Source organism: Pseudomonas sp. NPDC087697, from assembly GCF_044743155.1.
In the GTDB taxonomy this organism is placed as follows: domain Bacteria; phylum Pseudomonadota; class Gammaproteobacteria; order Pseudomonadales; family Pseudomonadaceae; genus Aquipseudomonas.
Genome location: NZ_JBIUVW010000008.1, coordinates 178,369 through 187,593 on the forward strand (window position 1 = coordinate 178,369; position 9,225 = coordinate 187,593).

Genomic DNA, 9,225 nt, shown 5'->3' on the forward strand with positions numbered 1-9,225 from the left:
CCAGCAACTCCCGGCCAGCGAGACGCACCACCATGCGTATCTCGGCGGCATGCTCGACCATGGACTGGAACTGGTCGCTTGCAGTTTAAAACTGCGTCAGTCGTATCTGCTTCCCACCGGCGCCGCGCCCGAAGACCAAGCCGCCCAGACCGATGCCTGGTCGGCGGGTATTGCTTATTGCGCCCTGCTGCATGACATCGGGAAGATCGTCGTGGACCTGCAGGTCGAACGCCAGGATGGCCGTCTTTGGCATCCTTGGCACGGTCCCCTGGATCAGTCCTACCGTTTTCGCTATGTCAAAGGTCGCGACTACCACCTGCACGGTGCCGCCGCCGGCTTGCTCTACACCCAAATTCTCGACCGACCTATCTTGGATTGGCTCAGTGGATTTCCATCGCTGTGGGCCAGCCTGCTGTATGTCCTGGCTGGCCAGTACGAACGTGCAGGTGTACTCGGCGAGTTAGTGATTCAAGCAGACCGCGTCTCCACCGCGCAGAACATCGGTGGCAACCCGAGCAAGGCGCTGCAAGCGCCGATTCATTCGTTGCAACACCACCTGATCAACGGACTACGTCACCTGGTTCAACACGAGCTGAAACTCAACCAGCCGGGTGCCGCGGGTTGGTTGACTCAAGACGCACTCTGGCTCGTCAGCAAGACGGTTACGGACAAGCTGCGAGCCTATCTACTGTCGCAAGCGATTGAGGGCATTCCCTCATCCAACATCGCTGTGTTCGACGAACTCCAGTCGCATAGGCTGGTCGAGTCTACACCGGAAGGCAAAGCCATCTGGACCGCGCTCATCGCACAGGGAAACTGGCAGCAGAGCTTTACGTTTCTGCGCCTTCAACCGGCGTTGATCTGGGGGAACGAAGACCGGCCTAAGGCGTTCAGCGGAACGGTGAGCGTTGCAGTCGATGACCACTCGACTGACGCTTCGGCATCACCACCACCGCCCAAGGCAGTCAGTACGGGATCGACTCCAAAACCACCGCAACCAGAACCACTGGCAATGGAGGATGCCGACTACCTCGGAACACTGCTGGGTATGTTCGAACCGGTAGAACCCGAAATCAATGAGGCACCGCCAGAGCCCTCTATCGAAAGCTCAGGTCCCCCGAAGGAGAACCCGGGTCAGGTTTTCCTGGACTGGGTCAAGGAAGGCATCCTCAGCCACCATCTGATCATCAACGACAGCAAGGCCAAGGTGCACACAGTGAGCGGTTCGGTATTTCTGGTCACACCGGGCCTGTTCCAACGCTACGCTCAAGAGTTCCCTGGTATTTCACAGGGGGCCAATCAAGAAACTGAAGAGTGGCGTTGGGTGCAGAAGCAGTTCGAGAAATTGAAGATCCATAGGAAGCGTGACGACGGTCTGAACATCTGGGCCTGCCAAGTGCGAGGTCCCAGGAAGAAAACCATCTTAAAGGGGTATCTGATTGAGGAATCGAAGCTGCTTTTCGAATCGATCCCCCCCGACAATCCTTTTCTTAAAATCGCAGAACCTTAAATTTCCGTAACTGTAAGCCCCAGCTCGGCGAGCAATTCAGCCAATGAAAGGGTTTACCTGAAATGGTGCATCCATAGGCTAACTCGCACTCCTTACCTCTCGTCTGGAAAAGCCTTCGACGGGCTACGGATTGGCTCATTAGTTCGACCACTCCATTGGTTATTTCTGGCCTGCTGCAAGTCATGAATGACTCCTTCTCTCGCGTTACGGCCCAGTTGGGGTGCTGCGTGGCCGACGCCTGTGCTGGCACAGCGTCACAAGGCCGCGAAGGGTGGCCGAAAGACGTAGGAGACATGAAATGAAACTGATAACGATCTTTGAACTGGCCACAAAATCTGAAAGCGAACTACGCGTGCTGTACCGGGAGGTCTTCAATGTCGCAGCACGCGGTGACCGGGAAAGCCTGGAGCATCAGGATGCCCTGGCCTCGCTGGAAAATATCCACTGCGTGATGATCTCAAGAGCGTTGCGCCCTTGAGTCTTCATACGGAGCGGGCATGAACGCCCGCTCCGTACCGCCAATCAGGCCTTGCAGCCCGTGAAGCAATTACTGGATGTTTTGTTTACGCCAGTTATCTACCGCAATCGAAAGTCGCTTGTCTTTGACCGGCTTTTGCCATTCATCCCAGAAATTGACCGTGCCGCTATTCGGTTTGTTTATGGGCTCATCGATCCTGATTCTGCTTGGCAGCAAGCTCGCATCGCCAACAACCAAGGCCTCGCCTGTATCGAGGGTCGGCAGGATGTCGCTGAACCCACCGAGGCTATCGGGAAGAAGTCTCTTGATAACGCCCTGATCCTCGGCGTTGGTCAGCCGCATGGATACGAAGTTGCTGCATTGGCTGAGCATCGTCTTATTCACTTCGGACGGACGCTGGCTTATCACGACAAGGCTGACACCGTACTTACGGCCTTCCTTGGCGATGCGCTCGAAAATATCCAGGGAAATATCGTCAGCTGATTCCGCCATGCTTCGTTGGGGCATGTAAAGGTGGGCTTCATCACAGAGAAGCGCAATAGGATGACGCAGCTCGGATGGCGTCCACTGTTGGACAGAGAATGTGACCCGCGCGACAAGAGAAACGATCAGCGGGAGAACGTCTGATGGAACCTCGGAAAAGTTGATGATCTTGATACCAGCTTTGCCATTTTCCCCAGAGCTGCCGAGCACGGCAGTGGTGAACTTTTCAAGCCAGGAAAAATCCAGAACGTCTCCACCACCATTGAACATAAAACCAAGGCGTCTATCGGAAATTTTATTCTCAAGCCGTGAAATCATCCGGGCGAGCTTTCCAAAAAAATCACCCTGTTTTTCTTTACCGGCAGCAGCCCCCGGTACCATCTCCACGTTGATGTCGTTCAGCCTGCCCATCAGGACATTCAGATCGAATGGAACCGGGCTATCTACGGTGAAGTGCTTCAGAATTTCCTGCTGGTCGCCATCCTCCAGATACTTTCTTTTGGCCTGGTTGATCTCACGCGCCATAATCATGGCCTGGTTGGGCGCATTCTGGTCACTCCGGTCAACAAACATTGCCACGAGTGCTTCATACGAAAGCAGCCAGTAAGGCAGGTAAAGCACACCGTCATCAATGGTGCGTTTAGCCTCAACATCTGCGGGACCGGCCACTTTGAAGTGCTGAATACCTTGGCCCACCAACGGCGAGTATTCACCATGAAGATCAAAAACAATGGCGTTAGCCGTAGAGAGCCCTGCCATCTGCTCAATGATCTTGGCTGTCGTCCAGGATTTACCTGATCCGGTGCTACCGCCGATGAAGGCGTGGCGCTGGAAAAACTTATTACCGTTGAGGTAGGCAACGGCATGTTCGTCCAGTGTGTATTTGCCCAGCGTCAGGGCATTCCCATCGGCTGAGACGCTGGAGAGCGTACGCATAAAGTTGGTAAGGTTTTCGCCCTCTAGCGAAAAGCAATTCGCGTCGATTTCCGGAACGCTTTCCAGGGTGCGGCGAAAGACGTTTTCTTTGCCGCCGTCACGATCCAGCATGGTGCCAATCAGGGCGATTTTGCACAGGTTCAGTTCTGAAGTCTGGTCGCTGATGCCATCGCCTGTGATGTCCTCGATGCCGCGCTTGCGGGTCACCTGGGTGATGAGGCCGATGAGATGCTGTCCGGGCCTGCTGCTTTGGAGCACGGCCAGGTGGTTGACTTGCAACCTCTTGAGTTGGTCGACATTTTCCACGTCCACAATAACGTTTGTCGTGTCGACGGAGGCAACCTTCCCAAGCGCGGCTTCATCCTTAAAGTTAAAAATCGGCATCTCTTCTCCCTACATGATGAGTGACAGGTAACCCTCAAGACTCCAGATGTTTTTTTCAACGGTCAATGGAGCCTTATCCAAAGAGGAGTAGACGATGGACTGCTCGTCGGTTGCTCCCCGTTCTATTGCCAGGTAATTCTGCGCCTTGCCGTCAAGGATTAGCTTCCTGGCCGCGTCTGAAAGCGCATAGGTAATAATCGTGACAGGGGTATTTTGACGCCGGCATCTCGCCATAAGTTTCGGCTGAATATGCTCGTCATTGAAGCCGTAGCCAATGCACAGGTAAGAGTTCGCCGCCGTAATGGCTTGGTCAGCATTGTTGATGATTGAGCGGTATGGCTCTAAATGCGTCGTTTGATATTTCTGAGTTCCCGGCGTTACGATTTCCGGCTTGTAATTGACAGGTATCCCTTGAATATTTGAAAGGGCCACGATGTCTTCGAGCGGCGATTTAAACCAATCCAGCGAGCCGTGAACCTTCCAGATATTGACCCTGCGGGCAGAATTCATCTCATTCGGCGCGGCCAGTTGCCGGAAAAAACCGTGCGTGAAGCCCGTGTAATGATGAATCCGCTCCTGATCGCAGGCATATTCGGCGAGCCTGTCGTAATTCGTAGTAACGATATTTAGTTTGGTGAGGCTGCTTTTGAACATGTGGCGCAGCAGTCGGCTCAGCGGGAACATCGCCTGGTTCTGAAGGCTTTCGTTGAAAATGTGAATGTCTTCAGCGTTGATGAGCGACCAGGTTGCTTTGATAATTCTGGAAGTTAGCTCGTCAGTAACAGCCACCTGGTGCAGCGCCGACTCCAGATCAACGCCAGCATCTAAGACCTGGCAGAATTTCTCCCAGGCTTCTATCTCGCCAGCGGATAAACCTGAAATGTCGGTATTTGCGACAAGGTGCTTCGCAAGCGCCCACATGCCAGACATGCCATGGGCCGCCGATGCGCCGCTGCCCAGGATGATGAGAGGAGCCTTGCTGTAATAGTCCTGCGCTTGTTTTTGAAAATTCAGGTCTGACAAAATTTCATCCTTGCCGTTTGTGTCGATCCGAAAAAACTACGCCTGGCGGCCTATCAGCCTACAAGGCTCAATACCCTTGGGATCACCGTACACAATCCTGAAGTCAATTTGGATTGAGGTCGGTGTTCAACATTACTCCATCTGCGCCGCCACGGTGGCGACATGTCCTGCCAGGCTGGTCACAAAGGTTTTGAAGCTGGTTAAATCCGAAAGAGATGCATGCTCTCCTGAGCCGACAGCATCACGCGGCGAGGCGATCAGCGAAGCCGCGGAGTAGAGCTGCTCCTGCATGAGCCGCTGGCACAGAATGTCGTATCGGTTCAGATAGGACGCCCCATTAAACTCTTTGAACGTCGGGAAGTGAGGCGACTTGTCACGAACGGGGGTACGCGAGCCTTTGGCATCTTCGACCACCATCAGCCAGCCTATGAAAGGTCTGGGTTGCTTGCCGAACGCGCCTTCACGGTAAGCTGTCCACAGGCAGTGTGCTGTGCCGATGGCCTCTTCCGTTCTGTTATTGAAATTATTACCGAAGGACGGCCCGACCTGGCTCTTGAGCTCAACGGCGGCAACCAGCTGCCCCTTGTGCATAACGACCACATCCCACAGCTTTGTGGGTCTGAAGTAGCCCGGAAGGGTCAGTACGGACTTTGCTTGATGGATCTGTGCGTGGGCCAGGCCATTTTTTCTAACGATCTCCGTAATGAGATCGGTGAAACCGTCCATGTTTTTTCCGCCAGTTACGCCTGCGCGTTCACCTTGATCCGCTTTGCCGGATTCCATTTGCTTTGTCTTGGCGTCTTCACGGCTTTGCCAGAAGGCTTTTACAGCTTCGGGCGTCTTGCTCTCGTAATCAACAAGGTCTAGCGGCACAGTTATTCTCCATTTCCACCAAGGGCAGCGCACTCCTCGGTAGTGAGTCCATATAGTTTAAAAACAGCGCGGTTACAGGCCGAGATATCGTGCTTCTCGGCGGCTTCGGAAAGCTCTTTCCTCAAGGCTTCAGAAACGTCCTTCCAGAGCGGAACCCTGATACGACGGAGATACTGCGCCTGGAAGCGCAAATATCCGCCACGCATTTTGGTCGAGTAGACAGATACAAAAAGTCTCGCTATACCGGAAAGCAGCACCGCCTGAAGGGACTTGAGGTCCCAGTCGTCTGAAAGGATAAAGTACAAATTGTGATGAGGGTACAAAGTGCCATCATCATAGACGATATGGGCATCGCCCTTGATATCCGGGATCAGCAGCTTCGGCTTTTTCGCAAGCGAAGGCGTAATCCGGTCAATCGTGCGATACCAGTTGGACGGCTGGCTTTTGGCGCAGTGCCGGTTGGTGATGACTTCCTTGTGGGTTTCCAGGTAACGCCGCAAGCGCGGGTATTTTTCGAGGTCAACCAGTCCCCCTTCGTCCATGAAGGGGTTAATGACACCGTAACCGCGCCACGCAATGTGCCCGCTGACAATGTCGCGCGTCATCGCGAGCGGCAGCTTGCGGTCAGGCTCGACATCAAGCGTATCGAAGGGCGCGATATAAACTTTGTCCGCGCCGGTAGCCACGCCGATGCCGACTTTGCACCCCGCCTCTTCGATGGTCGGGAACGCAGATTCAAGACGGCGAACCAGATTCAGCTGATCCGAAGACTCCAGAATCCAGGGCTCATCACCCGCAGTGACACAGGCGATTTCTCGTATGGAATCCTCACCTGAGGGCAAGGTCTTCTCGGCAATGAGATCGGAAAGCTTTTTCAGGTGCGGACGGTCCAGCGCGGGGCTGTGCACGATGCGTGTCGGTCCGGATTTTTGCCGGGAGATGAGAGTAATTGCCGGATAGGCAATCACATCGGTATGGAACGCCTGCGTGTCGGTCATATCGATATAGGCTTTCAGGTGAAAGCCTCCGGCAACCATATGGCGCAGCGGTCCGCCATAACGGTTTTTCATCCAGCGGTCCGCGCAGATGAAGCCCAGGTTGCCGCCCTTCGTGAGGTGGCTAAGGGACCGCTCGATAAAGGGAATGTAGAGGTCCGCCCGGTCATAGATCGTTTTGTACCGGGACCTGTATTCGGCCATCAGCACGTCGGGGATCAGCTCCTGTCGGACATAAGGTGGATTGCCCACGACAAAGTCGAATTGCACGGCAATCTCGGCCAGCAGGAAATCGCCCTGTATCAGCCAGCAGTCAGCGAGTGCCAGGGCGTCCTGAGCGGGGATACCGAAATCCTGCAGCGTCTGGATAACCAGTGCCCTGGTCTGGTTGAAGGTTTCGTGGTGCAGCTCAACAGCACGAATGCACGCAGCCAACGAGCCGGGCGCATCGCCCCTGCTATCGCTGGATTGCCAGGCTTGCAGCAGGCGCTCGATAGCCGGAATCAGAAAGTCGCCGCCGCCAAAGGACGGTTCAAGCAGGCGCAGGCGGTGCAGTGGCTGGTCGCTGCTGTAACCGCTAAGGTTTAGGATGAAGTCGACAACCTCTCTACGGGTAAAAACAGCTCCTCGTGCTTCCACACCGCCCGTGGTCGCCAGTTCATGGACGGCTGCCGTAACAGGGCAGAGGTCGGGGAGTGAGAGCTGATGGAGATTGAGAGATGTTGTCATGGGGCCTTAAAAGGATCGGGGTTAAATATGAGCGTTCGGTTGTACGTTCAGGGACCGTACTTTAATGGCGGCGGTGCGTTTCCTGGCTTCGGCCAGGTCGAATATTAATTGGCGCTGGAGCCACGTTTCGGCGCCGCCGCCAAACACCAGGTCAAGCCGGATGGCCATCTCGGGAGAAATCCCGGATTTACCTGTTAATAAATTGGAGAGCGCCTGTCGGCTGACCCCCAGGATTTCAGCCCCGGCGGTCACGGACAGGCCGCTGCGCTCAAGGCACTCTTGCCGCACCAGCATGCCGGGATGTTGCTCGTTGACGGACATCGCGAATCCTCCCCGCCCCCATCATCTGGAGTGGAATGGTCAAGCGTCAAGCGACACTTGTCAATCACGGTCTATGCGCTTGATGCGCTGTGTATCGATCATCGGATTTTCTATGGCGATCTTGTCGTCATCGACGGAGTTTTGGCCACAAGCTCGCCACAAGTCCAAAACGACTGCGGCGGGTAATGGCGGATTTCTGCGAATTTTCACGAGTGGCATTTTGTGGCAAAAACGGCGGGAAGCGCCCTTTTTCTCGCTCTTATTCTTAGCTAACTTATTGACTTAATTGCTGGAGCGGGTGAAGGAAATCGAACCCCCATAGCCAGCTTGGAAGGCTATTTTTTGTTCATACTTTTCAAATAGATATGACTACTTAGCCACAGTCCTGCCACAAGCTTTTCCTAGGTGCTCGATAATTCACCAACGAGGGCACGGGTTAAGGCGGCGCGAGCATCATCCATTGGGCGACAGAGAGCATTGCAGTGCACAGTCACGCTCCTATGTAGACGACTCATGCCTAGACGCATCCGATAACGCCACCGCTGCTGGCCGAATACCTCAAGACCGAAGCATCTGCCCACCCACGATCAGGTCACACATGCAGTGCTGGAACGGGTTGTGCCGATCGAATGCTGGCTACGCCTCGGGCGAGGAAGTAACTGGACGGGCAGCCTGCTGCATCGTCGACGTCATATTGGATGGCACAAAGCTACAACAAGCTTCAGCTTAATGACTCCCTAAAATGAAAAGAAATATCGCACAGGATGGGCGCCCAAAGCGGCACGAGAAAGGCCGAAAAGCGGCGTGAACCCACCGCTATCGAGATCCAAAATATCTGTGGGAGTAAATGTGGGAGTAATTTTCCAGGCATGAAAAAGCCCAACCTTTTCAGATTGGGCTAAGTCATTGAAAAATATGGTCGGGACGGAGTGATTCGAACACTCGACCCCTAGCACCCCATGCTAGTGCGCTACCGGACTGCGCTACGCCCCGACTAGGCGTGAAACCTGTTCCTCATCTCGAGGAACGCTCAAGAATATATCGCAAGCTTTTGAAAACTGGAAGTATTTAAAAGCAGGAATTTATTTCTTGAGTACCACCAGAACATCCTCCAGCTCGGCAATCATCTGGCGGATCATTTGCTTGTATTGGGTGGTGTCGTCTTTGGCTTCATCGCCGGAAAGGCGCAAGCGCGCTCCGCCGATGGTGAACCCCTGGTCGTACAGCAACGCGCGGATCTGCCGGATCATCAGCACATCCTGGCGCTGATAGTACCGGCGGTTTCCGCGGCGCTTGACGGGGTTGAGTTGAGGAAACTCCTGCTCCCAGTAGCGCAGCACGTGCGGTTTTACCGCACAAAGCTCGCTGACTTCACCAATGGTAAAGTAGCGTTTGCCTGGGATGACGGGGAGCTCGTCGTTATGACTTGGTTCCAGCATAAGCCTCAACTCGGGCCTTCAACTTCTGCCCTGGACGAAAGGGGACCACACGGC

The 9,225-nt window shown here is 54.5% G+C and carries 8 protein-coding genes, 1 tRNA gene and 1 pseudogene; 2 read left to right on the forward strand and 8 right to left on the reverse strand.

The features are described from left to right. A partial coding sequence (gene mobH / locus ACIPIN_RS09070) for a MobH family relaxase (RefSeq protein WP_401117644.1) occupies window positions 1-1,510 on the forward strand: 1,510 nt, incomplete at its 5' end. A 298-nt stretch (window positions 1,511-1,808) separates the two neighbouring features. Then, on the forward strand, window positions 1,809-1,988 hold the full coding sequence (locus ACIPIN_RS09075; RefSeq protein WP_401117646.1) for a hypothetical protein: 180 nt from the start codon (window positions 1,809-1,811) through the stop codon (window positions 1,986-1,988). 69 nt (window positions 1,989-2,057) lie between these two features. On the opposite strand, the gene ACIPIN_RS09080 is transcribed toward ACIPIN_RS09075, so the two are convergent. The 8 genes and pseudogenes from ACIPIN_RS09080 to ihfA form a co-directional block, all read right to left on the reverse strand. Then, window positions 2,058-3,791, reverse strand: coding sequence for an ATP-binding protein (locus ACIPIN_RS09080; protein ID WP_401117648.1), 1,734 nt, complete (start codon window positions 3,789-3,791; stop codon window positions 2,058-2,060). A gap of 9 nt (window positions 3,792-3,800) precedes the next feature. Next, window positions 3,801-4,814: an SIR2 family protein gene (locus ACIPIN_RS09085; protein WP_401117650.1), complete on the reverse strand. Its 1,014-nt coding sequence runs from the start codon at window positions 4,812-4,814 to the stop codon at window positions 3,801-3,803. Window positions 4,815-4,946: 132 nt separating this feature from the next. Beyond that, window positions 4,947-5,687: a PaeR7I family type II restriction endonuclease gene (locus tag ACIPIN_RS09090; RefSeq protein WP_401117652.1), complete on the reverse strand. Its 741-nt coding sequence runs from the start codon at window positions 5,685-5,687 to the stop codon at window positions 4,947-4,949. A 2-nt stretch (window positions 5,688-5,689) separates the two neighbouring features. Next, on the reverse strand, window positions 5,690-7,411 hold the full coding sequence (locus tag ACIPIN_RS09095) for an Eco57I restriction-modification methylase domain-containing protein (protein WP_401117654.1): 1,722 nt from the start codon (window positions 7,409-7,411) through the stop codon (window positions 5,690-5,692). Between the two features lie 21 nt (window positions 7,412-7,432). Beyond that, a complete protein-coding gene (locus ACIPIN_RS09100) occupies window positions 7,433-7,732 on the reverse strand; it encodes a HigA family addiction module antitoxin (RefSeq protein WP_401117656.1) in 300 nt (99 codons plus the stop codon). A 916-nt stretch (window positions 7,733-8,648) separates the two neighbouring features. Next, window positions 8,649-8,725: transfer RNA gene (locus ACIPIN_RS09105), tRNA-Pro, on the reverse strand. An 89-nt stretch (window positions 8,726-8,814) separates the two neighbouring features. Then, window positions 8,815-9,171, reverse strand: a complete 357-nt coding sequence (locus ACIPIN_RS09110) for a MerR family transcriptional regulator (protein ID WP_003179985.1) — start codon at window positions 9,169-9,171, stop codon at window positions 8,815-8,817. Continuing rightward, window positions 9,152-9,225, reverse strand: a pseudogene (gene ihfA, locus ACIPIN_RS09115) (integration host factor subunit alpha); the annotation flags it as partial. The gene ACIPIN_RS09110 and the pseudogene ihfA, both read right to left, overlap by 20 nt.

Coding starts and splice junctions, on each gene's coding strand:
- ACIPIN_RS09075 (WP_401117646.1), top strand. CDS start 1,809: ATGAAACTGATAACGATCTTTGAACTGGCCACAAAATCTGAAAGCGAA.
- ACIPIN_RS09080 (WP_401117648.1), bottom strand. CDS start 3,791: ATGCCGATTTTTAACTTTAAGGATGAAGCCGCGCTTGGGAAGGTTGCC.
- ACIPIN_RS09095 (WP_401117654.1), bottom strand. CDS start 7,411: ATGACAACATCTCTCAATCTCCATCAGCTCTCACTCCCCGACCTCTGC.
- ACIPIN_RS09100 (WP_401117656.1), bottom strand. CDS start 7,732: ATGTCCGTCAACGAGCAACATCCCGGCATGCTGGTGCGGCAAGAGTGC.
- ACIPIN_RS09110 (WP_003179985.1), bottom strand. CDS start 9,171: ATGCTGGAACCAAGTCATAACGACGAGCTCCCCGTCATCCCAGGCAAA.